The sequence below is a fragment of the Streptomyces sp. enrichment culture genome, from assembly GCF_964273255.1.
Taxonomy (GTDB): Bacteria; Actinomycetota; Actinomycetes; order Streptomycetales; family Streptomycetaceae; genus Streptomyces.
This window is the reverse complement of sequence record NZ_OZ186835.1, coordinates 6,496,925-6,523,267: the sequence shown is the minus strand read 5'-3', so window position 1 is coordinate 6,523,267 and position 26,343 is coordinate 6,496,925. Positions and strand designations below refer to the sequence as shown.

Below are 26,343 nucleotides of genomic sequence, written 5' to 3'. Positions count from 1 at the left end.
CCGCACATGACCGTCCGCAAGAACCAGGCGTCGCTGACCGCCGGGGAGAAGCGCCGCTTCGTCGCCGCCCTGCTGGAGCTGAAGCGCTCCGGCCGCTACGACGCCTTCGTCACCACGCACAACGGCTTCATCGTCGCCGACACCGACCACGGCCCCCGCACCGGGCACCGGTCACCGTCGTTCCTGCCCTGGCACCGAAGATTCCTGCTGGAGTTCGAGCGTGCGCTGCAAGCGGTGGACGCCTCGGTGGCGCTGCCGTACTGGGACTGGAGCACCGACTCCTCGGTGCGCTCCTCCCTGTGGGCCCCCGACTTCCTCGGCGGCAGCGGGCGCAGCCGCGACGGCCGGGTGATGGACGGCCCGTTCGCCGCGTCCACCGGCAACTGGCCCATCACGGTGCGGGTGGACGAGCGCACGTATCTGCGGCGGGCGCTCGGCGCGGGCGGCCGGCAGCTGCCGACCCGGGCGGACGTGGAATCCGTGCTCTCCCTCCCCACCTACGACATGCCGCCCTGGAACAGCGGCTCGGACGGCTTCCGCAACCATCTGGAGGGCTGGCGGGGCGTCAACCTGCACAACAGGGTGCACGTGTGGGTCGGGGGGCAGATGGCCACCGGCGTCTCCCCCAACGACCCGGTGTTCTGGCTGCACCACGCGTACATCGACAAGCTGTGGACCGAGTGGCAGCGCCGGCACCCCGGCGCCGGCTACCTCCCGGCCTCCGGCACACCGGACGTCGTGGACCGCGACGAGACGATGGGGCCGTGGCACGACACCAGCCCCGCGGACCTGCTGGACCACACCCCGCACTACACCTACGACGCCTGACCGGCGCTCCCGGCCGTCCGGCACTCCGGGTGGCCCCAGCCGCCGCCGTTCCTGGCGATGGGCTCGCCGGCCGCGTAGGAGCGGCCGCACTGGCAGCGTCCGGGGAACTTCGCCTTCAGGGTGCGCGCGGAGGAGCCGCCACGCGGGCGGGCCGCCCCGGACCTGCCCGGCCGCCGCTTCGCGGCACCGGCGGCCGGGGCGTCGGGGGCGGGCGGCGGCTCGGGCGAGCCCAGCTCGCTGCCCGCGTCCTCCTGTGCCGTCGCGGCCTGGCTCGCCGCCCGGTCCGCGAAGTCGTTGAGGCGGTCCCCGTCCACCTGGTGGGCGGGGACGTAGCGGAACTCGACGGACCGCTCGCGCAGGAGCTCGTCGATGCGCACGACGAGTTCCTGGTTGGCGACCGGCTTGCCGGCCGCGGTGCGCCAGCCGTTGCGCTTCCAGCCGGGGAGCCAGGTGGTGACGGCCTTCATGGCGTACTGCGAGTCCATCCGGACCTCGAGCGGCACGGTGGGGTCCACGGCGTCCAGCAGCCGTTCCAGGGCGGTGAGTTCGGCGACGTTGTTGGTGGCCCGGCCGAGCGCGCCGGCCTGCCAGCGCACCGGGGTCTCCGTGTCGTCCGCGATCACCCAGGCCCAGCCGGCGGGTCCGGGGTTCCCCTTCGACGCGCCGTCGCACGCGGCCACCACTCGTTCACCCATGGCTCCGATCATGCCACGGGTGCCCGGCCCGTCCGCACGGGCCGGGCACCCGCCCCGCAGACGTCGCTCAGTCCACGTCCGTGGTGTCCGGCACGTCGCCCTCGGTGGTGGTGAGATCGATCACGGAGAAATGGGCGCCCTGCGGGTCGCTGATCGCGGCCAGCCGGCCGAACGGCGTGCTCATCGGCCCGAACCGCAGGATGCCGCCCAGCTCGGCGGCCCGGGCCACGGCCGCGTCGCAGTCCGGCACGGTGAAGTACACGTTGATGTACGGCGGCACCTCGGGCGGGAAGTCCTCGGTCATCCGCATCCGGCCCAGCACGCTCTCCTCGCCCAGGTCGTAGATCCGGAAGTCCATCTCGTCCGCCATCTCCTTCTGCCGGTAGGAGAAGACGCCCGGGAAGAACGCGTCGGCCGCGTCCGGATCGCGGGTGTACACCTCCGCCCAGCAGTAGGCGCCGGGGACGCCCATCGCCTGGAAGCCCTCGTGCGTACCGGCCTGCCAGACGCCGAACACCACCCCGCTGGGGTCCCGGGCCAGGCACATGGTGCCGAAGTCGCCGACCGGCATGGGGTTCATCAGCAACTCGCCGCCGTGCTCCCTGATCCGCGCGGCGGTGGCGGCGGCGTCGTCGGCCGCCAGGTACAGGCACCACTGAGAGGTGCCCTCCTGCCCGGGCATCGGCGGCACGACGGCGGCCACCGCCTTCCCGTCCGCGTAGGCCTGGGTGTAGTTGCCGTACTCGGACGACGTCTCGCCGAAGGTCCAGCCGAGCACCGATCCGTAGAAGCTCTTGGCCCCCTCGATGTCGTTGAACATCGCGTCGGCCCAGCAGGGGGCTCCCTCGGGTTGTACGGCCATGACGGCGACCCTCTCTCGAACGGGCGGGCGGGCGGTCCGGTACTCCACGCTAGCGAGGGCCGCACCGGTGCGCGCGACGAAGGCGACCGGCGCGCCGGGGGTGCCGGAGGACGGAGCCTGGCGCAGGCCCCGGCGCTCCGGGGCGGGCGGCCTGCGCGGGCCCGCCCGGGAGGGGCGGGGACGAGGCGGGCGTCCCCGCCGGCATCGAGTCGTCGTACGGGCGCGGCGAGTTGTCGGGGGAAGGTCTTCCGCCGCCGCCCGCTCTGTGCTTGCCTGAGGGCCGATTCCGCGGGCCGTGGTGGGAGGCCGCCCTATGCGCAAGGCGTGGATCGTGGGTGCGGTGCTGTGCGCCGCCCTGCTCGGCGCGTGCGGGGACCCGGTGTCGGAACCGGTGCCCGGTCCCCCGCCGTCCGCGGCACCCGAGGCGTCGGCGACCACGCACCAGCGGCCCGCCGCCACCGCGTCCCCCCGCTCCTCCTCCCCCGGCACCCCGCGCGCCGCGGCCGGCTCCCGGCCCGCCCGGCGGCCGACGGTGCTGTACCTGGGCGACTCGCTCGCGATGGAGAACCAGAGGGTGCTCGGGCGCGAACTGCGCTCCCGCCTGCGCGCCCGCTACACCAGCGCGCCGTACTCGGGCACGACCCTGTGCGACTACCTGGAGGGGACCCCCGGCCGCTCCCTGGTGCCGCCCGCGGACAAGGCCGCGGCCCTGGTGCGCTCGGTGCGGCCGGACTACGTGGTGCTGCAGTTCTGGGGCAACGCCTGGGACTACACGCCATGCATGAAGGGCATCTCCCACGCCACCGCGCGGGACGCCTACTTCCGGCGGTACGCGGCCGACGCCCGGCGGCTCACCGAGCAGATCCACGCTGCGGGCCGGGCCGGCGGGCCCCGGATCGTGTGGGTGCTCCAGGGACCCGACCCCATGACACCCGACCGGGTCCGCCGGGTGAACGCGCTCTACCGGGAGCGGGCCGCCGCCTCCGGTGACCTGGTCGCCGACGCGGGCCGGGCGGTCAGCTCGGAGGGCGGACGGTACACCTGGTCGCAGTACCTGCCGTGCACCGCCCACGAACGCGCCCACGACGGCTACTGCACCCAGCCCGGGCGCGACCGGACCGCGCTGCACCGGGACGACGACCACCTGCACTTCTGCCTGGCGCCCACCACGTCGAAGCCGAAGCCGTGTCCGGTGCCCTCCCCCGGGATCCTGCGCATCGCCCGGGAGATCACGCGGGCGGTCGGTGAGCACGTCCGCGCCTCGGGCTGACCGGTGCGCCGGGCCGGTGGACGCGGGACGCCGGGCGTCGGACCGGAAGGACGCTGGACGGCGAGCGCGGCGCACGGGGCGGTGGGCACGGGGCGCCCGGCGGTGGGCGACACGCCGGACACCGCGCGGAGGACGGCGGGCGGCGCCACCCGCCGCGCCGCACCCGTCCCTCCGACGGAACCGGAGGCCCGGCGTCCCGCATCCACCGTCCCGGCTCCGGACGTGCGGGCCGGCCCGGGCGCGCCCTGAGCGTCCGCGCGCGCGGCTCGTCACCCCGCGCGGGGGTGTCCCGGCCCGCCTCCCCCGCCCGTTCCGGCGCTCACTCGCCCGCGTACGCCTTCTCCAGGGCCGCGAGGTCGAGCTTGTGCATACCGAGCATCGCCTTCATGGCGCGGTCGGCGCGGGCCGGGTCCGGGTCGGCGATCATCTCGTCCAGACGGGTGGGGGACACCTGCCAGGACACCCCGAACCGGTCCTTCAGCCAGCCGCACGGGCCGTGACTGCCGCCGCCCTCCAGCAGTTTGTCCCAGTAGAGGTCGATCTCCGCCTGGTCCTCGCAGCCGATCTGGAAGGAGATCGCCTCCGTGAAGCTGAACTCCGGACCGCCGTTGAGCGCGACGAACTTCTGGCCGTTGGCGGTGAACTCCACGGTGAGGACGCTTCCCTCCGGCCCCGGGCCGGCCTCGGTGTAGCGGGTGACCCGGCCGAGGTGGGAGTTCTTGAAGACGGAGACGTAGAAGTGCGCGGCCTCCTCGGCGCGCCCGTCGAACCACAGGCAGGTGGTGAATCCGTCGGTGGTCATGAGTACCTCCAGGGAGTGGGACCGTGTCGGGAGTAGGGACCGGACCGGGACCCGGAACTCATCGGTGCCGCGCCGTCCGGCCGGGCCCGGGCCCGCCTGACCGGCCCGGCCACGGGACGGGCCGCGGCCCCGGCGGCCGGTCCCGCGGCCCGGCCCGCGGTTACGTCCGGCCGCCTCTCCGGGCGCGCTCTGCCCGTGGCGAATCTGCCGGGGGCAGAGCCGGGGCCCCGGCGGGCGCCCGCCGGTCGACAGTGGAGGCACGCGGTCGCACCGGCCGCGTGCCGACGACCACCGGGAGCGCCATGTCCCCCTTCACCACCGGCCCGTGGCCGGACCCGTCACCGCGTGCCGAGGACGCGGGCACCCCGCCGACCCGGTTCGACGACCAGCTCGCCGACCGTCTGCTCGCGCAGCGCATCGTGCTGCTGGGCACGCAGGTCGACGAGGTCTCCGCCAACCGCGTCTGCGCCCAGCTGCTGATCCTCTCCGCGGAGGACGCGCACTCCGACATCGCCCTGTGCATCAACAGCCCCGGCGGCTCGGTGCACGCCGGGCTGGCGATCTACGACACCATGCGGCTGATCCCCAACGACGTGTCGACGCTCGCCATGGGCTTCGCCGCCAGCATGGGCCAGTTCCTGCTGAGTGTCGGCGCGGCGGGCAAGCGCCACGCCCTGCCGAACGCGCGGATCATGATGCACCAGCCGTCGGCGGGCATCGGCGGGACCACCGCCGACATCGAGATCCAGGCGGAGAACCTGGAGTTCACCAAGCGGACCATCGAGCGGATCACCGCCGAGCACACCGGCCGGACGGAGCAGGAGATCTCGCGGGACGGCGACCGCGACCGCTGGTTCACGGCCGAGGAGGCCCGGGAGTACGGCATGGTCGACCGGGTGGTGGAGTCGCTCGCCGACATCCGCCCGGCCGCCGGCCGTCCGAGGATGGGACTGCGCTGATGGGCACCTACACGATCCCGAACGTCGTCGAGCGCACCGCGCGCGGCGAGCGCTCCTACGACGTGTTCAGCCGGCTGCTGTCGGAACGGATCGTCTTCCTGGGCACCGAGATCGACGACGGCGTGGCCAACGTCGTCATCGCGCAGCTGCTGCACCTGGAGGCCGAGGCGCCGGAGAGCGAGATCGCGCTCTACCTCAACTCCCCGGGCGGCTCCTTCACCTCGCTGATGGCGATCTACGACGCGATGACGTTCGTCCGGGCTCCGATCTCCACGTTCTGCGTGGGGCAGGCGGCCTCCACGGCGGCCGTGCTGCTGGCCGGCGGCGACCCGGGGCGGCGGTTCGTGCTGGAGCACGCACGGGTGCTGCTGGGCCAGCCGGCCACGGGCGGACAGCGGGGCACGGTCTCCGACCTGGCGCTGCGGGCCCAGGAGATGGTGCGGATCCGCTCGCAGGTGGAGGAGGTGCTGTCCCGCCACACCGGCCACGACGTGGCGACGCTGCGGGCCGACATGGACCGCGACAAGGTGTTCACCGCCCGGGAGGCCGTCGCCTACGGCCTCGCCGACGAGGTGCTCGGCCGCCGCGTCGTCGGCGTCTGACCCGCCGCCCGCCGGCGCCACGGGGCGGTGGCGCCGGCGGGCGCGCGGCGGATCACGCGGGCGGGCGGCGGATCACGCGGCCAGGCACAGTCCGCCCTGCGGCGCACGGGCCGGGGCGGGAGCGGCGCCCGGGGCCGGAGCGGCGCCCGGGGCGGGGGCCGCCCCCGGGACGGGCTGCCCGCCGGCCCGGCGGACGGTGCTGCTCGCGAGGTCGTGGTGGACGCGGGCCAGCAGGTCGGCCAGCCCCAGGCCGAGGGCCCGGGCCGCGGCGGCGAGGACCTCCGAGGAGGCCTCCTTGCGGCCCCGTTCCACCTCCGACAGGTACGGCATGGAGATGCGGGCCGCGTCGGCGACGTCCTTCAGGGTCCGTTCCTGGGCCAGGCGTTCCCGGCGCAGCACGTCTCCGACGAGGTCCCGCCACAGGGGTTCCCGCGGTACGGGCGCGGGGCGGCCGGGAGCCGGTCGCAGGGGGATGACCCGGGCGTCGTGGGGCGCTTGGTTCGTCACCCTCCCAGCCTAGGAATCCCGGCGCCCGGCGGAAGGGAGCGGCGTTCCGCCCTCAGTGAAGCCGGGGCCCGCAGCCGGCCGGAACACGAGGTTCCGCCCCACGGCTGCCGTCCGGCCGGAGCACCCGTACCATCGAACGACGGAGTGCCTTTCCCCGTGGTGGGCACCCGTTGCCAGATGTCCGGAACTCGGTGTGCATGGGTGGGGACAAGCGGGGTACCCGCTCGTCCTGAGGGCGAGGCAGCCCAGCACATGTCCGCCGTGACGCTCGTGGGGAGAGGTAATGGAGACCGCCGTGATCCGGTCGCAGGCGCAGGTCGTCGAAGAGAACACCGAGGCCAGTACGGGTGACGGAGACCTGCTCGGGGGGACGGATCCGCGGGCGGTCGCGCCGCGCGACGCCCGGGCGCTGTCCCGGCAGTTCTTCCGCCGTCTGACGGAGCTCGAAGAGGGCACCCACGAATACCAGTACGCCCGCAACACCCTCATCGAGATGAACATGTCGCTCGTGCGGTTCGCCGCCGGCCGCTTCCGCGGCCGCGGCGACGACATGGAGGACATCGTCCAGACCGGCATGATCGGCCTCATCAAGGCGATCGACCGGTTCGAGCTCTCGCGCGAGGTCGAGTTCACCTCCTTCGCGCTGCCGTACATCGTCGGTGAGATCAAGCGTTTCTTCCGGGACACCACCTGGGCCGTGCACGTGCCGCGCCGGCTGCAGGAACTGCGGGTGGAGCTGGCGAAGGCCCGCGAGGAGCTGGCCAGCCGGCTGGACCGCGAGCCGACGGTCGCCGAGCTCGCCACCCTGATGAACATCACCGAGGACCAGGTGATCGAGGGCCAGATCGCCGCCAACGGCTACAACTCCTCCTCCCTGGACGCCGCCCTCACCGGTGACGGCCCGGAGCAGGGGGAGGCGGTGCTGGCCGACTTCATCGGCGTGGAGGAGGAGGGGCTCCAGCTCGTCGAGGACTTCCACGCGCTCGCCCCGCTGATGGCGGAGCTGAGCGAACGCGACCGGCAGATCATCCACATGCGGTTCGTGGAGGAGGCCACGCAGGCGGAGATCGGTGAGCGGCTGGGCTGCTCGCAGATGCACGTCTCCCGCCTGATCAAGCGGATCATCACCCGCCTCCGCGAGGGCATGCTCGGCGAGCTGGGCTGCGCCTGAGCCCCCTCCCGTCTCCGGGCCTTCACACACGGCTGCCGTCCCGTCCGTCCGCGCAACCTCGCGGAACGGCCGGGACGGCAGCCGTGTCGGTGACAGGAACACGTGGGGACGTTCCGGTGACCCGGGTCGGCGGTGTCCGCGGTGGCGTGAGGACCGGGCGCACGGGCGTGCTGGTGAGTCCGGGTGGTGAACGGAGCGGACGCCCGGCGGTCGACGGACCACGGACGCCCGGGGCGGATCGGCCGACGGCTCAGCCGGCGGCGAGTTTCAGTTCGGCGCGCACGCACTTGCCGACCGGGACACGTTCCACCGTGACGGTGTCGACCAGGGCGCGGACGATCTCCAGACCGTGCCGTCCGACGCGCTCGGGGTCCCGGGGGAACACCCTCGGCAGGGTGACGCTGCTGTCGTAGACCGTGACGGCGACCGAGGCGTCGGTGCCCTCCAGCTCCAGGATGTACGGGCCGTTGCTGTGCCGGTCGGCGTTGGTGACCAGCTCGCTGACCACCAGCAGGACGGCTCCGTCCGCACGCTCGTCGATGGTAGCGCACCAGTCGGTCCGCAGCTGCTCGAGGAACAGTGAGGCGAAGGCACGCGCCTCGGCGATGCATCCGGGCTCGCCGGTGAAGTGTGCGGCCCGCCGCAGCGGCTCCACGGGCACGTCGAAACCAGTCGGTATCACTGCCCCGTCCAGGTGGTCGGTCATGCGTGTCTCTCTGAAAAGCCGGGCTGGCCGGACGCTCTGCACCAGTCCGCGTACCCCGAGTCGGACGCGGCACTCCTCCCGGCCGGTGTATGCCCGAGCACACCGGGGAACCCGGCTGCCGGTACCCCGGCGGCGGACCCGGTCCACCGGCGGTGCCGGCGGCGGGAGGAGGTGCCATGAACGAGCTGATGGCGGTGCGGAGCCTGACGATGCTACCCGTGGTGACCCTGGGGGGCGACGCCGTCGCCCACGTCAAGGACACCCTCCTGGACGCCGCGGCCGGACGCGTCACCGGATTCTCCGTCACCGGCCGGGGCCTGCTGTCCGGCCCCCTGCGGCAGAGCCTGCCGTGGCCGGCCGTGCACTGCCTCGGTCCCGACGCCGTCATGGTCCGCGACGAGCGGGCGCTGCTCGGCCTGCCGCTGTCGGCCGTGCGGGGGGACGCCTCGCGCGGGCGGCTGCTGGGGGCCCGGGTGGTGACCGAGGAGGGCGAGCCGGTCGGCACCGTGCTCGACGTGCTGGTCGAGGGCGGCACCAGCGGCCGGGTGGCCGCGTTCCGCCTCGCCGCACGGCGTGAACTGGTGCGCGGCTCCCGGCACCACCGTCACCGCGCCTACCTGCCGCGGGCCGAGGCGCTGTCCGTCACGGGACGGACCCTCGTCGTCCCGGACCACGCGACCGCCTACGTCGCCGACGACCTGACGGGGTTCGTGTCCCGGGCGGGTGCCCGTCACGAGCGGGCGGGGGGTGTGCCGTCGTGATGCCGTACTCGCGGTTGCGCGGGCTGCCCGTCGTATCGGCGGGGGCGCGGGGAGGGAAACGGCTCGGCACGGTCGGCGCGCTGACCGTCGACGTGTCCTCGGGTGAGGTCACGCACCTGAGGGTGCGGCGCGGGCGGCTGCGCGGCGGGAGCGTGCTGCCGTGGAGCGCCGTCGAGGCCGTCGGCCCGGAGGCGGTCCGGGTGCGGGTGCCGGGCGGCCCCGTGCCGGTGCCGGAACACCACGAGCTGATCGGCCGGCCGGTGCTCACCGACGCGGGCGAGGACCGCGGCACGGTGCTGGACGTGGCGTTCGATCCCGCCACCGGGCGCCTTGAGGCGGTGCTGACGACGTCCGGCGTGCTGCCCCCGCAGCGTCTGCGGGGGCTCGGCGATCACGCGTTGGTCGTCCGGGCCGCCCCGGCCGGGCGGCGCAACGCCTCCCGGGCGCCCGGCCTCTGAGACAGCGGGGCCCCTGCCGTCCCGGGCCCCCTGCCGTCCCGGGCGGGCGCGGCGCCCCGGCCCGTTCAAGCACCCAGCCCGCGTGTCACCAACGTGCCGGGACAGCACACCTAGGACGAGACGTCCGGTGGCGCGCTCACGGTGCCGGCGGACTCCGGCGTGTCGGAGACGGGCGGAGGCGGAGGCGGAGCCGACGACTCGGACGCCGGGGGCTCGCCGGTCGGCGTGGTGTCGCCGGTGTCCGGTGCCGGTTCCGTGCCGGTCGTCGGCGGGTCGGCCGGAGTGGTGAGGCCGTCCGGCGTGGTGGACCCGTCGGTGGGCGGCGTACTGGGGGTGCTCGGCGTGGCCGACGGGCTCCGGTGGTCCGGCGGCTCGGTCGGGCGGTCCTTGCCGCCCGTGTCGCCGGGGTTCCGTTCGAACCAGCCGCCGTCCGCGTCGCGTACGACGAACTTCTTCACCGGCCGGTCGGAGGGTTCCACCACGACCGTGTTCGCCTCGTCGAACCCGGGCCACGGCGTGCCGGTGAGGCGGGGCGAGGACTGGGCGACGGGCTCGGTCAGCGGGTTGCCGCAGGCGCAGCGGACCCGGGGCACGCCCCGGTCGTCCACCAGGACCGCCGTGCCGGCCTGCAGCACCGCCTGGAACCGGGTGGCGGCTCCGTCGCGGTATCCGTGGTTGGTGACCCGGGTGTCCATGCGCAGCTGCAGCGGCGTGAGGGAGCGCAGGTAGCCGGGGACGTCGGACGGGGCGACGTCGGCGACCGCCGCGAACGCCTCGTTCTTGGCGGGCACCTCCCGCAGGTACCGGATCTGCTGTTCCACGTCGCAGGCGGCGGCGTCCCGGGTGCCGCCGTACAGGCCGGGGGCGGCGCCGTCGACGGTGCGCACCTCGTTCGCGCCGGCGGATCCGGTGGGGGCGACGGACGGGGTGGCCGTCGGGGCGGAGTCGTCCTTGGCGGTGGACTCGGTGAACGGGTCGGGGCCCTCGGAGTCGGCGGCCTGGAGGAACACCTCTCCCCCGCCCGCCTGGGTGCTGCCGCCGTCGGGGCGGGTGAACACCACGGCGAGGATCACCGCGGCGGCCACCGCCGCCGCGACCGCGGCGATGCCGGGTACCGAGCGCCACCACGGCCGCCGTCCCGGTCCGGGCGGGCCGGCGGAGGAGCCGCCTCCGCCCGGGGGCGGCGGGGAGGGCGGCCCCGAAGGGGGCTGGGAGGGACCGGACAGCGGCCCGGAGGGGGGTCCGGTGGGCCGGTCCGAGGACGGGGGTTCGACGCTCACGAGCTCTTCTTCCCGCGCGGTGGTCCGCGGCAGCCGCCCTGTCGCGTCCGGAGGGCCGGGCGGCGACGCGTGCGGCTGTGCGCCCTACGTTCCATTGTGTGCTCCGGGGGCGCGGCGCTCGCAAGCCGACGCGGACGGACCTCCCGGCAGGCGCCGCGGGCCGGGTCTGCTTAGCGTGACCGGGTGACTTCACACCCCCTCTCCGCCCCGGCGGTGGCCCGGCACGGGTGGGTCCAGGCCCTTTCGACGGTGCTCGCCGGGCTGCTCGCGATGGGCGTGGTCGCGGCGCTCGGCCTCTGGGCGGCCGGGGCCGCGGACCTGCCGGACGGCGCCTTCCCCTCCGTGGTCGCGGCGACCGTGGTCACGGCCGTCGGCGGCACGGTGAAGCTCTCCGGTGACGCCGGCGGGCTGGCCGGCACCGAGGGCGGACTGACGGTCATGCCGCTCTCCGTCACCCTGACCGGGGCCCTGGTCGTCGGTCTGGGCTTCCTGCGTCCGCTGCGGCACCGGGCGGTCGCGGAGGCGCCCGAACTGGCGGGCTGGGCCGCGCGGATCGCCGCCCTGTGGCTGCTCGCCCTGCTCGGCCTGGCGTTCGGGGCCCGGCACACGTTCGAGATCTCCCTCGGGGAAGGCACGCTCGGTGACCTCGGCGACCTCTTCGGCGTCCGGCCGGAGGTCGGTTTCACCACCGACGTGCTGCCGACCGTGCTGATCGGTCTGGTCTGGCTGGCGGGGGTGCTGGTGCTGGCCCTGCTGGTGTCGCGCGGCGCGCCCCTGCCGGGCGGGCTGCTGCGCCTGCAGACGTCGGTGCGGCCCGCCGCGCACGCCATGGTCCAGCTGCTGCTGGCCTACGTGGTCGTCGCCCTGCTGATCGCCCTCGTCGTCGCCGCCGTCCGCGGCCGCCCCGCCGAGACCTTTGCGGTGATCCTGCTCGGGCTGCCGAACGTCGCCTGGCTCGCGCTGACCATCGGGCTCGGGGCCACCTGGGACGGCAGGGTGAACGGCCCGTTCGGGCTGCCGATGCCGCGGGTCCTGGACGAGGTGCTGCGCACACCGGACATCTCCGCGCTCAATCTCGGCACGCTCGCCGAGCACGACGGCCGGGTGTGGTGGCTGCCGGTCGTCGCCGCGGTGCTGCTGCTGACCACCGCGTTCCTGATGGCGGTCCTGTCGCCGTCCCGCATCCGGGCCTGGCAGCACGCCGTTCACCTGGCGGTGGCGCTCGCCCTCACCGTGCTGATGGTCTGCCTGCTGGGACGGATCTCGGCCCGCCTCGGGCTGTCCGTCCTGGGCATCGGCGACCTGGGCGAGGGCCTGTCGGGCCAGGTGCTGCTGAAGCCGCGGGTGTGGGGCGCCGTGGGGCTGGGCCTGCTGTGGGGTCTGGTCACCGGCTTCCTCGGGGCCCTTCTGGCCCGGCGGGTCGGCAGGCGGAGCGGGAGGGCCCCGGACCCGGCGCCGGACGGTCCCTGAGCACGGCGCGGCGGCCGGGCGGCGCCTGCCGGGGCACGGCGGCCGGATCCGCCCGCCGGCCGGTCTAGGCAGGCGGCTCGAACACCGGGAGGGCCCAGCGGGGCGGTCGTTTCGGGGGGCCCTCCTCCGGCCGCGGCACCCGGGCCGCCACATGGGTGGCGGGGCGGGCACCGCCCGTCGAGGCGGTGCGCAGCGCGGCGACGAAGTCCAGGCAGGAGGCGTAGCGGTCGTCGGGGCTCTTGGCGAGGGCCTTGGCGAGGACGGCGTCGGTCTGCGCCGGGAGGCCGGGGCGTCCGGCGGTCAGGCGGGGCGGGTCGTCGTACTGGTGCGCCCACAGCAGCGCCATGTCGTCGTCGCGGCGGAAGGGCGGGTGCCCGGTGAGTGTCTCGTGGACGACGCAGGCGAAGCCGTAGACGTCGCAGCGGGCGTCGACCGGGCGGCCGGAGATCTGTTCGGGGGCGACGTAGTCGAGGGTGCCGACGAACTGGCCGACGGTGGTGAAGCCGGTCAGCGACAGCGACTTCTTGGTGAGGCCGAAGTCGGTGAGGTAGACGTGCTCGGGGTGGTCGCTGTCCGTGCCGCGCGCGACGAGGATGTTGCCCGGCTTCACGTCCCGGTGCACCAGTGCGTGGTCGTGGGCGGCGTCGAGCGCGGACGCCACCTGGGTGGCGATGCGCAGGGCGGTCGGCAGGGGCAGCGGGCCCTCGCGGTCCAGGAGGTGGCGCAGGTCGCTGCCCTCCACGTAGCGCATGGCGATGTAGAGGATGCCGTCCGTCTCCCCCGCCTCGAACACCGGCACGATGTGCGGGTGGTCGATCGCGGCGGCGGTGCGGGACTCGTGGGTGAAGCGGCGGCGGAAGGTGTCGTTGCGGGCGAGTTCCGGGGCGAGCAGCTTCAGGGCGACGGTGCGGTCCAGGCGCAGGTCCCGGCCCCGGTAGACGACGGCCATGCCGCCCCGCCCGATCTCCTCCTCGATCCGGTACCCGGCGACCTGCTGTCCGGTCAGGTCGGCGGGCCGTCCGGCGAAGAGGCTGGTGTCACGGCTCATCGGACGTCCCCGCGCCCGGGTTCACGACCCGGGTCGGCTCCTTGTGTCCGGGCGGCGGGCCGCTCCCGGACACCACGCGCGTGGGCGGATGGCCGGCCGGCCCGTCGGGCCCGTCCGCGGGCCGCTCCGGGGCGCCGGCCCGGCCGTCGGACGGCTGGGCGGCCGGTGCGCCGGCGTCGGGGCCCGCGCCGGCGGGTCCGGGCTCGCGGCGCCGGGAGACGTCCGGCGGTCCGGACACCACGCGGGTCGGGACGGCGTCCGGCGCCCGCGGTCCGGCGGGCGCCCCGGTCCGGTCGCCGCCCGTGCCGGGCGGTGTCCCGGCTCCGGGGGCGGGTGTCTGCCCGGACGGTGCCTCCCGGGGGACGGCTTCGTCCGGCACGACCCGGGTCGGCGTGTACGACCGTGCGCCGGCGGCAGGGCCGGGCTCCTCCGGCGCCGCCGGGCCACCGTCCTCCCCCGCCTCGGGCACCACCCGCGTCGGCGGGTGCGCCGGGGTCCGCGGGCGGGGCGCGGGTTCCGCGGCGGCGGCCGGGGGCGCGGGCTCCGGGGCCTCCCGCGGGGGCTCGTCGGCGGCGTAGGGCTGCAGGTGGGCGCCGTCGGTGTACAGCCAGCGGCCGTGGGCGGAGTCGTAGAGCCAGGCGGACTCCCCGTCGACGACGATGCCGACGCGCAGCCCGCGGGTACGCTGCCGGAAGGCCTCGCCGTCGAGGCCGCCCTCCGCCAAATTCTCGGCGGCGACCAGGTAGCGGGCCAGGGTCTCCTGGACGCGGGTCAGCAGGGGCCGGGGGTCGGCGGTGCGGGCCGGCGGGGCGTCGGAGGCGGGCGGGTCCTCGGGCACGGCGACCAGGCGGCGGCCGTCGACCCAGGCCGACCAGCCGTTGGAGCACAGGACGTGCCCCCAGTCGCCGCGCGACTCGGTGAGCCGCACCGGCAGCAGCGGGTCCAGGCCGGCGGTGGGCCGGGACGGGTCCGGGGCCTCCCAGGCGGGCAGGCCGTGCCGGGGGACGACGTGGGTGGGCCGGAACGCGGGCGTGGTCATCGGGGGGTCTACCTCCGCATCACGACGGGTTCGTGACGGCGCAGCAGCCGGGACACGGCGAACGCGAACAGCGCCGACAGCACCACGAGCATCCCGATGTCGAGCAGCCACATGCCCGCCGAGTGCCGCATGATCGGGTCCGAGGTCAGGTCCCCGGGCGACATCCTGGCCAGGTCGACGGTGCCGGCCATCGCGCCGAGCGCCCAGCGCGAGGGCACCAGCCACGACAGCTGTTCCAGGCCCGGCACGCCGTCGAGCTTCAGCAGGGCGCCGCAGAACACCACCTGGACGATGGCCAGCAGCACCAGCAGCGGCATCGTCACCTCCTCCTTGCGCACCAGCGCGGAGACGAGGAGGCCGAGGGTCATGGCGGTGAAGGCGAGCAGCGCCACCGCCACGGTGATCTCCACCAGGGGCGGCATGAGGACGCCGTGACCGCCGGGCGCGTTGAGGTCGACGCCGAGGAGGGCGACCAGGGTCAGCACCACGGCCTGGAGCACGGTGACGGTGCCGAGCACGACGATCTTGGAGAGCAGGTAGGCCGATCTGGACAGGCCGACGGCCCGCTCGCGGCGGTGGATGGCGCGCTCCTTGACCAGTTCCCGTACGGCGTTGGCGGCGCCGGTGAGCACCGCGCCGACGCACAGGATCAGCAGGGTGTTGGAGACGGTCTCCCGGGTCAGGGCGCCGCCGGCGAGGGCGCGGGCCATGGCGCCCATGACGAACGGCAGCGCGATCATGATCGCCAGGAAGGTGCGGTCGGCGCTCAGCGCGGCCGCGTAGCGGCGGACCAGGGTGCCCAGCTGGGCGGTACGGCTGCGCGGCCGGGGCGGCGGGGCGATGACGACCGGGCCGGACCGGGGCCGGTGCGGCTGGTCGGTGGCGTCGGCGATGTAACGGCCGTGGAAGGGCGAGGTCCGGTAGTCGCCGGCCCAGTCGCGGTCCCGGTCGTGTTCGAACGCCTCGAAGGCCTCGGGCCACTGCTCGAAGCCGAAGAACGCCAGGGCGTCGTCGGGCGGCCCGTAGTAGGCGATGCGGCCGCCGGGGGCGAGGACCAGGAGACGGTCGCAGACGTCGAGGCTCAGCACGCTGTGGGTGACGACGATGACGGTGCGGCCGTCGTCGGCCAGGCCGCGCAGCATGTGCATCACGGAGCGGTCCATGCCGGGGTCGAGGCCGGAGGTCGGTTCGTCGAGGAACAGCAGGGACGGCTTGGTCAGCAGTTCCAGGGCCACGCTGACCCGTTTGCGCTGTCCGCCGGAGAGGCTGTGCACGGGCTGGCCGGCCCGCTGCTCCAGGCCCAGTTCGCGGATGACCTCGTCGACCCGGGCCCGGCGTTCGGCCTTGGCGGTGTCCTGGGGGAAGCGGAGCTCGGCGGCGTAGGACAGGGCGCGGCGGACGGTGAGCTGGGCGTGCAGGATGTCGTCCTGCGGGACCAGGCCGATGCGCTGGCGCAGCTCGGCGTAGTCGCGGTACAGGTCGCGGCCGTCGTAGAGGACCGTGCCGTGGTCGGCGGGGCGCTGCCCCGTGAGGGCGTTGAGCAGGGTGGACTTGCCGGCGCCGCTGGGGCCGACCACGGCGAGCAGGCACTTCTCCCCCACCGGGAAGGAGACGTTGTCGAGCAGGACCTTGCGTCCCCGGTCGACGGCGACGGTGAGGTCCTGGACGTCCAGGGAGACCTCGCCGGTGTCCACGTACTCCTGGAGTTCGTCGCCGACCAGGCAGAACGCGGCGTGGCCGATGCCGACGATGTCGCCGGGGCCGACGGGGGCGCGGGTGACGGGCGCGCCGTTGAGGTAGGTGCCGTTGTGGCTGCCGAGGTCGGCGATCTCGTAGGTGCCGTCGGGCAGGGCCCGCAGTTCGGCGTGGCTGCGGGAGACCACGAGGTCGTCGAGGACGAGGTCGTTGTCGGCGGCGCGGCCGATGCGGAGGGTGCGGGCGGGCAGCGGCCGGACCTCGGTGGGCCGGCGGTAGGTGCCGGTGAGCGCCGGGTGGGAGACGGCCGAGAGGCGTTCCGGGGCGGGCGGCGCGGGGTCGGTGAGCACGGCGCGGGGGCCCGTGTCGGGGCTGCCGAAGCGGATGACGCTGCCGGGGCCGACGTCCCGGGCGGCGACGCGCTGCCCGTCGGCGTAGGTGCCGTTGGTGCTGTGCTCGTCCTGGAGGGTCCAGTGGCCGTCCGTGGGGCGGAGCACCGCGTGGTGCCAGGAGACCCGGGCGTCGTCGATGACGATGTCGCACAACGGGTCGCGTCCGACGTGGTAGTCGCGGACCGGAGTCATCCGGGTGGAGCCGGTGTCGGTCTCCAGGACGAGCTCGGGCGCTGCCGATCGCTCCGCCATGCCTGGATTCTACCGATTGGTCCGTTCGGGTGCCCGGCGTGGCACGGCCGCCCCGTCCGGGGCGCCGGTCAGCCGACGGGAATGCTCAGCACCGGGGCGGTGCGCTGCATGCGCAGGGTGTCCACGGATTCCGCCAGCAGCTCGTACTCGGTGGTGTCGTCGCCGGTGGCGACGCGGACCATCCGGCCGGCGGCCAGCGCCTCGGCCATCTCCTGCTGCCGGGCGACGTCGCCGCACCAGGCGCGCAGGGTGGCGGGTACGTCGGGCACGCCGTCCGGGACGGGGACGAGCGCGCCCGGCGGTAAGTGCTCGGCCTCCGGCCGGGGGTCGAGGCGTTCGGCGATCCAGGAGGCCCGGTCGCGCAGCCACCACAGGGCGAGCGCGAGGGTGGGCGCCCGGTAGGTGCCCAGCGGGACCCCGATGCGGCGTCCGTCGCAGACGCCGTACGCCGTGACGTGGCACAGGAATTCGTCGTGCACGGTGTCTCCCCCGCTGCGTGGCTCGCGTGTGCCGCTGAGTGCTGGACGCCCGGCGTGCCTGCTGTGCGTGAGGGCGCCGTCGCGCGGTGTGAAGCGCTCTCTCTGAGTATGTTCACGACTGAAACACTGTCACCATGTGTTTCCGGCCAGTCTCCTGGCATATTCGCCCGGCCCTGCGACGCGGCGGAGGACGGCGCGAGCGGGGGCGGCGCGGCCCGGAACGGCGGCCGGGAGCAGGCCGGGAGGGGTGCGGCCCGGAACGGCGGAGGGCCGGGCCCGCGGCCCGGCCCCCTCGTCCGCCCGGGCCGGGGGTCCGGGCGGGGCGGTCACTGCTGGACGACGGCGTCGATCCGTTCGAGTTCCTCCGCGTCGAAGGAGAGGTTGCGGGTGGCCGCGACGCTGTCCTCCAGCTGGCCCGGGCTGCTCGCCCCCACCAGTGCGGAGGTCACGCGCCCGCCGCGCAGCACCCAGGCCAGCGCCATCTGCGCCAGGCTCTGCCCCCGGGACCGGGCGATCCCGTTGAGCGTGCGCAGCCGTTCCACCAGGTCCTCGGTGAGGGCGTCCGTCTTCAGGAACGGGCTGTCGCCGGCGGCCCGCGAGTCCTCGGGGATGCCGTCCAGGTAACGGTCGGTCAGCAGCCCCTGGTCGAGCGGCGAGTAGGCGATGGACCCGACCCCCAGGCCGTCGAGCGCGTCCAGCAGGCCCTCGCTCTCCGGGCGGCGGTCCAGCATGGAGTAGCGGGGCTGGTGGATCAGCAGCGGCGTGCCCAGCTCGCCGAGGATGCGGGCGGCCTCCCGGGTCTGCTCCGCCGAGTAGTTGGACACCCCGACGTAGAGGGCCTTGCCCTGCTGGACCGCCGAGTGCAGGGCGCCCATCGTCTCCTCGAGCGGCGTGTCCGGGTCGAAGCGGTGGGAGTAGAAGATGTCGACGTGGTCGAGGCCCATGCGCTCCAGGCTCCGGTCCAGCGACGACAGCAGGTACTTCCGGGAACCCCATTCGCCGTACGGGCCGGGCCACATCAGGTAGCCGGCCTTCGTCGAGATCACCAGTTCGTCGCGGTACGGCGCGAAATCCTGCCTCAGCGCCTCGCCGAGGGCGGACTCGGCCGCGCCGGGCGGCGGGCCGTAGTTGTTGGCGAGGTCGAAGTGGGTGACGCCGAGGTCGAAGGCGCGGCGCAGGATGGCGCGCTGGGTGCGGGCCGGGCGGTCGGGGCCGAAGTTGTGCCAGAGGCCGAGCGAGAGCGCGGGCAGCTTCAGACCGCTGCGTCCGGTGCGCCGGTAGGGCATGTCCGCGTAACGGTCGGGGTGCGGGGTGTACAACGCGACTCCAGAGGGGTGGGCACACGGGTCGGGGCGGTTCGGTGGAACCGTGCGTCCACTCTGTCCCGGCCCGCGCACAGCAGTCCAACAGAAGAATCCGATGGGATTGTGCGGTTAGGCTTCTCAATCATGGAACTGCGCCACCTCCAGCATTTCGTCGCCGTCGCCGAGGACCAGCACTTCACCCGGGCGGCGGAACGGCTGATGGTCTCCCAGTCGGGTCTGTCGGCGTCCATCCGCGCGCTGGAGCGGGAACTGCAGGCGTCGCTGTTCGTGCGGACGACGCGCCGGGTGACGCTCACCGAGGCGGGGCGGGCGCTGCTGGCGGAGGCCCAGCGGATCCTCGCGCAGGTGCGGGCGGCACACGAGGCGGTGGCCGCCGTGCAGGGCGTCCTGCGCGGGACGCTCGCGGTGGGCACCGAGCAGTGCATCGCCGGGGTGCACGTCGCGCAGCTGCTCGCGGCCTTCCGGCGGCTCCACCCCGACGTGGAGATCAGGCTGCGCCAGTGGGGCTCGGCCGCGCTGGCCGAGGAGGTCGCGGCGGGGCGGCTCGACCTGGCCTTCGCCTACCGGACGGCGGGGGACGCCGACCACCTGCGGTCCGTCCCGCTGACCAGCGAACCGGTGACGGTGCTGTGTCATCCGGGGCACCGGCTCGCCCGGGCGGGGGCGCCGGTGACGCCGGACGACCTGGCCGGGGAGGTCTTCGTGGACTTCCACCCCGACTGGGGGCCGCGCCGGGCCACGGACGCGGCGTTCGCCGCGGCGGGCGTGCGCCGCACGGTGGCGCTGGAGGTGAACGACGTGCACAGCCTGCTGGACCTCGTCGACCAGGACCTGGGCGTGGCCGTCGTCCCCCGGCACTTCCGGCACAAGCGCGCGGGCCTGGCCGCGCTGCCCCTCAAGGGGGCGGACGAGGCCGTCTACGAGACGGTCGCGCTGATGCCGTCCCCGCGGGCCACCAGCCCGGCCGCGCGGGCCCTGATGTCCCTGCTGGACGACCACCACGGCGACCACGGCGACGGCTGAGCCGGCGGGGACGCCGCCCGGTGCGACGCGGGCCGGGTGGCGCGGGACGGTCCGGGCCGCGGCCGGGCCCGGGATGCGCCAGGGTGGACCCATGCATGCCAAGGACATCCTCATCGACGGCTTCGGCCGGGTCCGGGAAGAGGTCCACGCCGCGATCGCGGACCTCGGTCCCGACGGGCTCGACGCCCGGCCCGCGCCCGGCGCCAACTCCCCCGCCTGGCTCGTCTGGCACCTCACCCGGGTCCAGGACGACCACGTCGCCGACGCCTTCGGGCTGGACCAGGTCTGGCTGTCCCAGGGCTGGGAGGAGCGCTTCGGGCTGGGCCTGCCCCGTCACGACACCGGCTACGGCCACACCCCGGCGAAGGTCGCGAAGGTGCGGGTCGACTCCCCCGGCCTGCTGACCGGATACCACGACGCGGTGCACGCCCAGACCCTGGCGGCGCTGCGTTCCCTGACCGCCAAGGACCTGGAGCGGATCGTCGACGAGCGGTGGGATCCGCCGGTCACCCTGGGCGTCCGTCTCGTGAGCGTCCTGTCCGACGACCTCCAGCACGTCGGACAGGCCGCCTACGCGCGCGGGCTGCTTCAGGCGACGGAGGCGTAGCCGGGCAGCACCACGTCGCGGATGAGGGCGTTGCGCTCGTCGTACGGGAGGAAGGCGCTCTTGAGGGCGTTGACCGTCACGGTGCGCAGGTCCTCGGCGGTCCAGCCGGCCTCCTCGACCAGCAGGGACATCTCCCGGGTCATCGTCGTGCCGGACACCAGACGGTTGTCGGTGTTGAGGGTGACGCGGAAGCCGAGGTCCTTCAGCGCGGTGATCGGGTGCGCGGCGATGGAGGTGGCGGCGCCGGTCTGGAGGTTGGAGGTGGGGCACATCTCCAGGGCGACGCGCCGGTCGCGGACCCAGCCCGCGAGGCGGCCCAGCTTGCCCGCCGCCAGGTCGGGGATGTCGTCGGTGATCCGCACGCCGTGGCCGATGCGCTGGGCGCCGCACACCTGGAGTGCCTGGTGGATGCTGGGCAGGCCGTGGGCCTCACCGGCGTGGATGGTGAAGGGCACGTTCTCGCGGCGCAGGTGCTCGAAGGCCGCGAGGTGGTCGGCGGGCGGGAAACCGTCCTCGGCGCCGGCGATGTCGAAGCCGACGACACCGGCGTCCCGGTACGCCACCACCAGGTCGGCGATCTCGCGGGTCCGGTCGAACATCCGCATGCCGCACAGCAGCGTGCCCACGCGCACCGGGGTGCCGGCGGCGGCCGCCCTGGCCATGCCGGCCGCGAGCCCCTCCTGCACGGCCTCGACGACCTCGGGCAGGGTCAGGCCGCCCCGGGTCATCAGCTCGGGGGCGTAGCGGACCTCGCCGTAGACGACTCCGTCGGCGGCGAGGTCGAGGACGTACTCCTCAGCGGTGCGCAGCAGGCCCTCGCGGTACTGCATCACGGCCAGGGTGTGCTCGAAGGTGGCTATGTAGCGGACCAGGTCGCCGGAGTTCGCGGCCTCCACGTACCAGGCGGCGAGCCCGTCGGGGTCCGTGACGGGCAGGGTGTGGCCGACGGCGTCCGCGAGCTCCACCAGGGTGGCGGGGCGCAGGGCGCCGTCGAGGTGGTCGTGCAGCACGGCCTTGGGGAGCCGGCGGAGGGTGTCGGTGGTCAGGGGCGCGCTCATGTGCGGGGTGTTCCTCGGCGGTCGGTGGGGTGCGGGGTGGGTCGGGCGGCGGGCTGGAGCAGGTCCCAGCGGTTGCCGTAGGGGTCCTGGAAGACGGCGACCGTGCCGTACGGCTCGTGGCGCGGCTCCTCCAGGAAGGTCACGCCGGCGGCCGCCATGCGGGCGTGGTCGCGGGCGAAGTCGTCGGTGTGCAGGAAGAAGCCGACCCGGCCGCCGGTCTGGTCACCGATCCGGGCGTGCTGCCGCTCGCCCTTCGCGCGGGCGAGCAGCAGTCCGGTGCCGGTGCGGCCGTCGTCCGGCTCGACGACGACCCAGCGGGAGCCGTCGGGCCGGGGCGTGTCCTCGGCGAGCCGGAAGCCGAGGGCCTCGGTGAAGAAGCGGATCGCCTCGTCGTACGCGTCGACGACGAGGGTGACCAGGGCGATGCGTCTCATCGACACCTTTCCGGGTGGGATTGACCGGAGAGGTTATACGTAAAACCCACGGACGCGCCAGTCCGGGCGGGGCGGCGTGCGGGGGAGGCGTGCCGCACCGGCAGCACGCAGGGGCCGGGCCCGCGGCCCGGCCGCCTGCCCGCCGGCCGTCGCGCGGGGAGGCGGTGGCACCGTCGCGCGACGGTGCGGCGAGGCCCTGTCGCCACATTCCGTCTGCCGTGCGCCGCCCTGCGGGCGGACGACGGGAATGGACGACAGGACCTACGGATAGGTGTACGTGTTCAGCGCGGCGACGGCGGCCGCCGGGTCGCCGAGGTCGTAGCGGTCCACCGCGAGGTACGTGGGCTTCTTGCGGGCGGCGGGCTCACAGAACCGGCGGGCGCGGTCGGCGAGTTTGGCGTTGTCGGTGCCCACCGTGGAGGCCAGGGGGACGTCCCGGAAGTGGTTCATGACGAACAGCGGGCGGAAGCCGGGCTCGGTGCGGGTGAGCGGCAGGGTGGTCCCGGCGTCGTACCACCGGCTGTAGCAGGACCAGTCGGAGGCGCCCACCCCCGGTCCCATGGACCAGTGGTTCTCCACCGTCCACTCGCGCTGGTACATCACGCCGAAGGTGTCCCGGGTGACCCCGCCGGCCGCGTCGGAGGCGCGGGTGCGGTCGGTGAAGATCAGCAACCGGTGCCCGGCGGCGGCCAGTTCGGCCATCGTGGGCCAGCCGTTCTGCCGCACCCCGGTGCGGTCGGGCCGGTACAGCACGTCCTGGAGGCCGTCGACGCGGGCGAGTTCGGCACGCAGCACCTCCTGGTCGACGTAGTCCTCCAGGAACACGGTGACGAACTGGTCGGGGTGGGAGCGCAGGAAGTCCACGATCCGCTGGAGGTCGACCCAGAGGGCGACGGGCCGGCTGACCAGGGTGCAGCTGTTGTGGCAGAGGATCGCGCCGTCCGGGGTCTGATGGATGTCCAGCATGAAACCGCGGACGCCGTCGGCGAGTTGGCGTTCGATACCGCGGGTCTGGTTGGGGAAGAGGTTGACGAAGGGCGGCGCGAACCCGCCGTCGACGCCGTTGGCGTAGGCGTTGTGGGAGGTCAGGAAGGTGACCTGGTCGAGGGTGCGGCGGTCCGGGGGCGGCATGGGGGAGGTGACCGGAACGACCGGGGTGAGGTACCACGCGGCGAGGTCGTCCGGGGCGGCGCCGACGGAGAGCGGGGCGGGGTGGACGGCACCGGCGGGCTTGGGGGCGACGGCCAGGCGCCGGTCCGTCCCGGGCGCGGCGAGGGTGAAGCGGCCGTCGCCCACGGGGGTGACGGTCCAGGGGGCGTCGGCGCTGCCGCAGGGGACGGTGCGGGCCCGGTCCGCGGTCCGGCCGAGGCAGGAGCCGGGGGCGTCGGTGTTCTCCAGGAGGTGCGAGGAGCCCTGGACCCGCAGCCGCCACTGCTGGCGGTCCTCGTCGCCGCGGGGTCTGTGCTGCTCGACCGCGCCGCCGCGGTCGGAGGCGTTGAGCCCGGTGACGGCGCTCTGCACGTAGTAGGCGCCGGGCGGCGGGACCGCGTCGGCGCCTGCGGCCCGTCCCGGTGCCGCGACCGTCGCGGCCAGCGCGACGGCCGCGACGGAGGCGGCCAGCAGGGCGTGGGGGGTGCGCATGGTGGGTGCCCTTCGTCCGGGGACGGCCGTCGCGCGGCGGGACGCCGGCGCGCGACGGCCGTGACGGCGAGTGGCGGTCAGGTGCATGACACCACGGCGCACCGTCCGTGTCAGCAGTAGAGGTTGCCGCCGGGCGTCGTCCCGAGGATCTGGGCGAACCGCTGATAGGTGCTCACCCTGCTCTGCACCTGCGCCGGGTTGCGCCCGTCGCACTCCAGCGAGCCGTTGATGCTGCGGATGGTCTGGCCGAAGCCCGCCTGGGAGACCATGGCGTTGTGCCCGGTCATCGTCCCGGGACCGGTCTGGGTGTTCCAGTACCACAGGGCGGTCTTCCAGGCGACGGCCGAGTCGTTCTGCACCAGCCAGGGGTTGCCCAGCAGGTCGATGCCCAGGGCGTCGCCCGCCGCCTTGTAGTTGAAGTTCCAGCTCAGCTGGATCGGTCCGCGCCCGTAGTAGGCGGCCTGGCCGGCCGGGCAGCCGTAGGGCTGTCCCCAGTCGCAGTAGTGCGGGTAGTTGGAGGTGTTCTGCTCCACCACGTGCACCAGACCGCCGGTCTCGTGGCTGACGTTGGCCAGGAAGGCGGCGGCCTCCTGCTTCTTCACGGTGTCGCTGCCGGTCTTGGCGAAGCCCGGGTAGGCGCCGAGCGCGGCCTTGAGCCCGCTGTAGGTGTAGAAGGAATTCCGGTTCGGGAACATCTGGTTGAACTGGGCCTCGGAGACCACGAAGTCCCCGACGGGCGCCCCGGGCCCGTTGTCACAGGCGTACGGCTCCCAGTACCAGGTGCTGATGACCGGGTCGTAACCCGGGTTGGCGTGCTCGGCGATGTACGCCCGGCCGTCCGTGTAGCGCACGATGTCACCGGCGTTGTAGGACTTCCCGGCCTGCCAGTTCGGGTAGCTGGAGCACGCGGCGGCGGAGGCGGGCGAGGCGGGGAGGAGCACGGGCGCACTGCCGGCCAGGGCGAGCACGGTGAGCGCGGCGGCGATGCGGTGTCTCGACAAGGGTCCAACTCCTTTGCGGGACACGGCCGCTCCAGCGGGGGACTACGCTCGGACGCGGGCCCGTGGGCGCGCGCCGGTGACCGGTCACGGGCGGTGGGGCGGCCGTGGTGGGGGGGTATGGACGCACACTCAACCGCTTTGGTCTGTACCAGTCAAGGGTTTAGACCAGTCACGTTGGCCGATACGCGACGCCCGGCCCCGGCGCCCTCGTCCCCGTGCGCCCCGCGACGCCCTCCGCCCTCGCCCCCGTGCGTCCCGCGGCGCCCTCCACCCTCGGCCGGACGCCCCGCACCGCGCACGCCGTGCCCCGCCCGGCCGGGACCGGAAGGGCCTTCCCTCCCCTACACATAAGGGAGAAACAAGAGCAGAATGAGCAATCGCGGCACCTACCGCATACCGCGTCACACGCGGTCAGGACGGCCAGCGAAGGAGACGGCCATGGCCAACGTCTCGCACCCCAGGGGTGACATCACGGGCCACCCCGATGCCTCCGAAATGCGCGCCCGCTACGACCGCGTCCTCGGCGGTCGCGACGTGGCCCTCGTGGACGGACCGGTGTTCCTCCTCGGTCTGTACTGCGCGGTGTCCCCGTGGATCCTCCACTACACGACGAGTCAGCCCGCCCTGGTGCCCCACAACCTGATCGTGGGCATCGCCATCGGGCTGCTCGCCCTCGGCTTCACCGCCGCTCCGGCCCGGATGTACGGGCTCAGCGGTGCCATGTGCGCCATGGGGCTGTGGATGATCGTCTCGCCGTGGATCGTCGGCGAGAGCCCGGACGCCGGAGTCATCTGGAACAACATCGTCATCGGGGCCCTGACGGTGATCCTGGGCACGGTGTGCCTCGCCACGGCGGCGCGGAGCACCCGGAGGACGTAGCACCACAGCCGAGTCCGCGCGGGACCGGGCGGCCGGGCGACCCCGGCCCCCGACGAGCGGGCACCGACCCACGGGAGGTGGACCTGCACAGGCGTGGTGGTGAGCGCGGCGGGCCCGGCACTCCAGGGCGGACGGCTCTCACCGGAGGCGTCCGCCCGAAGGCACCGGGGCAGCCGCGCTTCACCGCTGCCCGGGCGGGGTGGCGTGCGGCGTGCGGCGTGCGGCGTGCGGCGTGCGGTGAGTGTTCCGGCCGCTGCGGCGCGGCCGCGTGCCGGCCCCCCGCAGCCCGGCGGCCGGCCCCGGTACCGCGGACCGAACCGGCCGGCCCCGGTACCGCGGACCGACTCCGGGCGGGCCGCGCGGAGCGGCTCGTCCCCGGCGAGCGCCACGACCGCGAGGTGCCGGGCCGGGCTCGGGGGGCGGCCGCCCGCCGGTCCGCCCGCCGTGGTCCCGCGCCCCGCGCTCGTGCGCACGCGGCGCGGCCCGGCGGCCCGGCGGACGGGCAGGTAGGGTCCACAGGCCGGGCTTCCCTTGACCGGGAACCGTGGTCACCCCCTGCGAGAAAGGCCGGTCATGGTCGTGAAGGACAGCGAACTGCCCCACCTGCGCCGCTGCGTGGAACTGGCGGCCGAGGCACTGGAGGCGGGGGACGATCCCTTCGGCTCCGTCCTCGTCGCCGGGGACGGCACGGTGCTGGCGGAGGACCGCAACCGCACGGCCGCCGGGGACCGCACCCGGCACCCCGAGTTCGAGCTGGCCCGCCTGGCCGCCGAGCGGATGACGCCGGCCGAGCGCGCCGCCGCCACGGTGTACACCTCCGGAGAGCACTGCCCGATGTGCGCGGCCGCGCACGCCTGGGTGGGCCTCGGACGCATCGTGTACGCCGCCTCGTCCGCGCAGCTGACCGACTGGCTCGCCGAGTTCGGCGTGCCCGCCCCGCCGGTGCGGCCGCTGCCCGTCGCCGAGGTCGCGCCGGGGGTGGAGGTCGCCGGACCCGTCCCCGAACTCGCCGCCGAGATCAAGGAGTTGCACCGGCGGTACCACCGCGGCGACGGCTGACCACAACCGGGCCGGGTGCTCGAGATGCACGGCCCGAACC

27 protein-coding genes are annotated in these 26,343 nt (G+C 74.7%); 12 read left to right on the top strand and 15 right to left on the bottom strand.

Annotated elements, in window-relative coordinates; genetic code table 11:
• Positions 1–6 precede the first annotated feature (6 nt).
• Positions 7–828: a tyrosinase MelC2 gene (gene melC2, locus ACSU53_RS28535; protein WP_437032364.1), complete on the top strand. Its 822-nt coding sequence runs from the start codon at positions 7–9 to the stop codon at positions 826–828.
• Here the strand turns inward: melC2 and ACSU53_RS28530 are convergent.
• Both ACSU53_RS28530 and ACSU53_RS28525 read right to left on the bottom strand, forming a co-directional pair.
• The gene (locus tag ACSU53_RS28530) at positions 816–1,535 is read right to left on the bottom strand and encodes a ribonuclease H family protein (RefSeq protein WP_437032363.1); all 720 of its coding nucleotides are present in this window, start codon (positions 1,533–1,535) and stop codon (positions 816–818) included. The two genes, melC2 and ACSU53_RS28530, sit on opposite strands and share 13 nt — an antisense overlap.
• A 55-nt stretch (positions 1,536–1,590) precedes the next feature.
• Entirely contained in the window at positions 1,591–2,385 is a 795-nt protein-coding gene (locus ACSU53_RS28525) for a VOC family protein (protein WP_437032362.1), read from the bottom strand.
• 313 nt (positions 2,386–2,698) lie between these two features.
• Between ACSU53_RS28525 and ACSU53_RS28520 the strand changes: the two genes are divergently transcribed.
• Positions 2,699–3,655 carry an SGNH/GDSL hydrolase family protein gene (locus ACSU53_RS28520; protein ID WP_437032360.1) on the top strand — a complete coding sequence of 319 codons (957 nt, stop codon included), beginning with the start codon at positions 2,699–2,701 and terminating at the stop codon, positions 3,653–3,655.
• Positions 3,656–3,974: 319 nt separating this feature from the next.
• Here the strand turns inward: ACSU53_RS28520 and ACSU53_RS28515 are convergent, their stop codons facing one another.
• Entirely contained in the window at positions 3,975–4,457 is a 483-nt protein-coding gene (locus ACSU53_RS28515; RefSeq protein WP_437032358.1) for a VOC family protein, read from the bottom strand.
• Between the two features lie 302 nt (positions 4,458–4,759).
• Here ACSU53_RS28515 and ACSU53_RS28510 point away from each other — a divergent pair, with 302 nt between their 5' ends.
• Together ACSU53_RS28510 and ACSU53_RS28505 are read left to right on the top strand one after the other, a co-directional pair.
• Positions 4,760–5,416, top strand: a complete 657-nt coding sequence (locus ACSU53_RS28510; RefSeq protein ID WP_437032356.1) for an ATP-dependent Clp protease proteolytic subunit — start codon at positions 4,760–4,762, stop codon at positions 5,414–5,416.
• Positions 5,416–6,018 (top strand): ClpP family protease, encoded by a 603-nt coding sequence (locus ACSU53_RS28505; protein WP_437032354.1) that lies wholly within the window; start codon positions 5,416–5,418, stop codon positions 6,016–6,018. The genes ACSU53_RS28510 and ACSU53_RS28505 overlap by 1 nt, the downstream gene beginning before the upstream one ends.
• Before the next feature lie 72 nt (positions 6,019–6,090).
• Here the strand turns inward: ACSU53_RS28505 and ACSU53_RS28500 are convergent, their stop codons facing one another.
• Positions 6,091–6,525, bottom strand: a complete 435-nt coding sequence (locus ACSU53_RS28500; protein WP_437032352.1) for a helix-turn-helix domain-containing protein — start codon at positions 6,523–6,525, stop codon at positions 6,091–6,093.
• A 283-nt stretch (positions 6,526–6,808) separates the two neighbouring features.
• Between ACSU53_RS28500 and ACSU53_RS28495 the strand changes: the two genes are divergently transcribed.
• On the top strand, positions 6,809–7,696 hold the full coding sequence (locus ACSU53_RS28495; RefSeq protein WP_437032350.1) for an RNA polymerase sigma factor SigF: 888 nt from the start codon (positions 6,809–6,811) through the stop codon (positions 7,694–7,696).
• A 250-nt stretch (positions 7,697–7,946) separates the two neighbouring features.
• On the opposite strand, the gene ACSU53_RS28490 is transcribed toward ACSU53_RS28495, so the two are convergent.
• Positions 7,947–8,402, bottom strand: coding sequence for an ATP-binding protein (locus tag ACSU53_RS28490; protein ID WP_437032348.1), 456 nt, complete (start codon positions 8,400–8,402; stop codon positions 7,947–7,949).
• A 176-nt stretch (positions 8,403–8,578) separates the two neighbouring features.
• Here ACSU53_RS28490 and ACSU53_RS28485 point away from each other — a divergent pair, with 176 nt between their 5' ends.
• Positions 8,579–9,163, top strand: a complete 585-nt coding sequence (locus ACSU53_RS28485; protein WP_437032346.1) for a PRC-barrel domain-containing protein — start codon at positions 8,579–8,581, stop codon at positions 9,161–9,163.
• Positions 9,163–9,621: a PRC-barrel domain-containing protein gene (locus tag ACSU53_RS28480; RefSeq protein ID WP_437033460.1), complete on the top strand. Its 459-nt coding sequence runs from the start codon at positions 9,163–9,165 to the stop codon at positions 9,619–9,621. The genes ACSU53_RS28485 and ACSU53_RS28480 overlap by 1 nt, the downstream gene beginning before the upstream one ends.
• Before the next feature lie 110 nt (positions 9,622–9,731).
• Here ACSU53_RS28480 and ACSU53_RS28475 read toward each other — a convergent pair whose 3' ends face one another.
• Positions 9,732–10,901: a DUF6777 domain-containing protein gene (locus ACSU53_RS28475; RefSeq protein WP_437032344.1), complete on the bottom strand. Its 1,170-nt coding sequence runs from the start codon at positions 10,899–10,901 to the stop codon at positions 9,732–9,734.
• A gap of 183 nt (positions 10,902–11,084) precedes the next feature.
• Here ACSU53_RS28475 and ACSU53_RS28470 point away from each other — a divergent pair, with 183 nt between their 5' ends.
• Positions 11,085–12,371, top strand: coding sequence for a streptophobe family protein (locus ACSU53_RS28470; protein ID WP_437032342.1), 1,287 nt, complete (start codon positions 11,085–11,087; stop codon positions 12,369–12,371).
• 64 nt (positions 12,372–12,435) lie between these two features.
• Here ACSU53_RS28470 and ACSU53_RS28465 read toward each other — a convergent pair whose 3' ends face one another.
• The 5 genes from ACSU53_RS28465 to mgrA form a co-directional block, all read right to left on the bottom strand.
• Positions 12,436–13,419 (bottom strand): serine/threonine-protein kinase, encoded by a 984-nt coding sequence (locus tag ACSU53_RS28465; protein ID WP_437032341.1) that lies wholly within the window; start codon positions 13,417–13,419, stop codon positions 12,436–12,438.
• A complete protein-coding gene (locus ACSU53_RS28460; RefSeq protein ID WP_437032339.1) occupies positions 13,409–14,458 on the bottom strand; it encodes a hypothetical protein in 1,050 nt (349 codons plus the stop codon). The genes ACSU53_RS28465 and ACSU53_RS28460 overlap by 11 nt, the downstream gene beginning before the upstream one ends.
• Before the next feature lie 8 nt (positions 14,459–14,466).
• Positions 14,467–16,797: an FHA domain-containing protein gene (locus tag ACSU53_RS28455; RefSeq protein WP_437032337.1), complete on the bottom strand. Its 2,331-nt coding sequence runs from the start codon at positions 16,795–16,797 to the stop codon at positions 14,467–14,469.
• A gap of 68 nt (positions 16,798–16,865) precedes the next feature.
• Positions 16,866–17,276, bottom strand: a complete 411-nt coding sequence (locus tag ACSU53_RS28450) for a hypothetical protein (protein ID WP_437032335.1) — start codon at positions 17,274–17,276, stop codon at positions 16,866–16,868.
• Positions 17,277–17,602: 326 nt separating this feature from the next.
• The gene (gene mgrA, locus ACSU53_RS28445) at positions 17,603–18,595 is read right to left on the bottom strand and encodes an L-glyceraldehyde 3-phosphate reductase (RefSeq protein WP_437032333.1); all 993 of its coding nucleotides are present in this window, start codon (positions 18,593–18,595) and stop codon (positions 17,603–17,605) included.
• A 129-nt stretch (positions 18,596–18,724) separates the two neighbouring features.
• On the opposite strand from mgrA, the gene ACSU53_RS28440 reads away from it, so the two are divergent.
• Together ACSU53_RS28440 and ACSU53_RS28435 are read left to right on the top strand one after the other, a co-directional pair.
• Entirely contained in the window at positions 18,725–19,624 is a 900-nt protein-coding gene (locus ACSU53_RS28440) for a LysR family transcriptional regulator (protein ID WP_437032331.1), read from the top strand.
• A gap of 91 nt (positions 19,625–19,715) precedes the next feature.
• Entirely contained in the window at positions 19,716–20,231 is a 516-nt protein-coding gene (locus ACSU53_RS28435) for a mycothiol transferase (protein ID WP_437032329.1), read from the top strand.
• Here the strand turns inward: ACSU53_RS28435 and ACSU53_RS28430 are convergent.
• The 4 genes from ACSU53_RS28430 to ACSU53_RS28415 all read right to left on the bottom strand — a co-directional run bounded on the left by ACSU53_RS28430 (position 20,213) and on the right by ACSU53_RS28415 (position 24,365).
• Positions 20,213–21,289: an adenosine deaminase gene (locus tag ACSU53_RS28430; RefSeq protein WP_437032327.1), complete on the bottom strand. Its 1,077-nt coding sequence runs from the start codon at positions 21,287–21,289 to the stop codon at positions 20,213–20,215. The two genes, ACSU53_RS28435 and ACSU53_RS28430, sit on opposite strands and share 19 nt — an antisense overlap.
• Positions 21,286–21,723, bottom strand: coding sequence for a VOC family protein (locus ACSU53_RS28425; RefSeq protein WP_437032325.1), 438 nt, complete (start codon positions 21,721–21,723; stop codon positions 21,286–21,288). Before ACSU53_RS28425 ends, ACSU53_RS28430 begins: the two co-directional genes overlap by 4 nt.
• A gap of 261 nt (positions 21,724–21,984) precedes the next feature.
• Positions 21,985–23,364 (bottom strand): phospholipase, encoded by a 1,380-nt coding sequence (locus ACSU53_RS28420; RefSeq protein WP_437032323.1) that lies wholly within the window; start codon positions 23,362–23,364, stop codon positions 21,985–21,987.
• 110 nt (positions 23,365–23,474) lie between these two features.
• Entirely contained in the window at positions 23,475–24,365 is an 891-nt protein-coding gene (locus ACSU53_RS28415; RefSeq protein ID WP_437032321.1) for a glycoside hydrolase family 19 protein, read from the bottom strand.
• Positions 24,366–24,803: 438 nt separating this feature from the next.
• Between ACSU53_RS28415 and ACSU53_RS28410 the strand changes: the two genes are divergently transcribed.
• Both ACSU53_RS28410 and ACSU53_RS28405 read left to right on the top strand, forming a co-directional pair.
• The gene (locus ACSU53_RS28410; protein ID WP_437032319.1) at positions 24,804–25,244 is read left to right on the top strand and encodes an SPW repeat protein; all 441 of its coding nucleotides are present in this window, start codon (positions 24,804–24,806) and stop codon (positions 25,242–25,244) included.
• Positions 25,245–25,817: 573 nt separating this feature from the next.
• Positions 25,818–26,303 (top strand): nucleoside deaminase, encoded by a 486-nt coding sequence (locus ACSU53_RS28405; protein WP_437032317.1) that lies wholly within the window; start codon positions 25,818–25,820, stop codon positions 26,301–26,303.
• Positions 26,304–26,343 lie beyond the last annotated feature (40 nt).